Genomic DNA, 1,464 nt, shown 5'->3' with positions numbered 1-1,464 from the left:
GCCAGTTATCATGGCGATCACAGCCAACCGGACCTGCCGAAGATTCGCACCTTGAAGGAAGAGCTGAACCGGGTGATCCGTTCCCGGGCCGCCAATCCGAAGTGGCTCGAAGGCGTTAAGCGTCACGGCTACAAAGGTGCGTTCGAAATGGCCGCGACGGTCGATAACCTGTTCGCCTTCGACGCCACCACGYAGTTGATTGATGATCACCAGTACGCCTTGCTGGCGGATGCCTATTTGCTCGATCCGGACACTCGGGATTTTGTCCGTGAACACAATCCCCATGCCTTGCGCGACATGACCGAGCGCATGCTCGAGGCGCAACAGCGCGGGATGTGGAAGGAGCCCGGTGAGTACCGAGAGGCGCTGGAGAATTTGTTGCTGGATATAGAAGAAGACAGCTGACGCACTTAAACCTGTGGGAGCGAGCTTGCTCCGGGCGGCGTTCCGACGATGACATTCGTTCAGTCGACAAAAATGTTGCCTGACATTCCGCCATCGCGAGCAAGCTCGCTCCCACAGGGATTGGGGCGCCGGTGAGATCACCGACCATGACTGAGATAAAACAATGACCGACACCCCGCACTTTCCCCTCTCCGCCGTGGTCGGTGCCGACGACTTGAAGCTGGCCCTGTACCTGACCGCCATCGACCCGAAAATCGGCGGCGTGCTGATCGAAGGCCCGCGGGGCATGGCCAAGTCGACCCTGGCCCGCGGTCTGGCGGACCTGCTGGCCAGCGGTCAGTTCGTCACATTGCCATTGGGTGCCACCGAGGAGYGCCTGGTCGGCACCCTTGATCTCGATGCGGCGCTGGGCGAAGGGCGCGCACAGTTTTCCCCCGGCGTACTGGCCAAGGCTGATGGTGGCGTGCTCTATGTCGACGAGGTCAATCTGTTGCCTGATCACCTCGTTGACCTGCTGCTCGATGTGGCTGCCAGCGGCACCAATCTGGTGGAGCGTGACGGCATTTCCCATCGGCATTCGGCGAAATTCGTGCTGATTGGCACCATGAACCCGGAAGAGGGTGAACTGCGCCCGCAACTGCTGGACCGTTTCGGCTTGAACGTCGCCCTCGGAGGCCACACCGCGCCCGTCGAGCGAGGTCAGATCATCCGTCGTCGCCTGGATTTCGACAGTGATCCGCAAGGTTTCTGTGCCGAATGGGAGTCGGCGCAGGCGTCTTTGCGCGAACGTTGCCAGAACGCACGCAATGCACTGGCAAGCATTCCCCTCGACGACCAGGCGCTGGCACAGATTACCGAACGCTGCTTTGCCGCGGGCGTCGATGGCTTGCGCGCCGACCTGGTCTGGCTGCGTGCCGCACGGGCTCATGCCGCCTGGCGCGGGGCGAAGGCCATCGCCGAGGAAGATATCGACGCCGTCGCCGAGTTCGCCTTGCGCCATCGTCGTCGCGAGCACTCAGCACCGGCTCCTGCGCAATCCCAAGCGGCGCAACCCTGCGC

General features: G+C 62.2%; 2 protein-coding genes. Both read left to right on the top strand.

Annotated elements, in window-relative coordinates:
- A partial coding sequence (locus ACXRVY_RS28870; protein ID WP_458238939.1) for a cobaltochelatase subunit CobN occupies positions 1-405 on the top strand: 405 nt, incomplete at its 5' end.
- 163 nt (positions 406-568) lie between these two features.
- The coding region (locus ACXRVY_RS28865) for an ATP-binding protein (RefSeq protein ID WP_458238938.1) at positions 569-1,464 on the top strand (896 nt) is incomplete at its 3' end.

The organism is Pseudomonas sp. P5_A2_2 (assembly GCF_054177685.1).
Note: the sequence above shows the minus strand (reverse complement) of the source record. Positions and strands in the feature narration are given on the sequence as shown.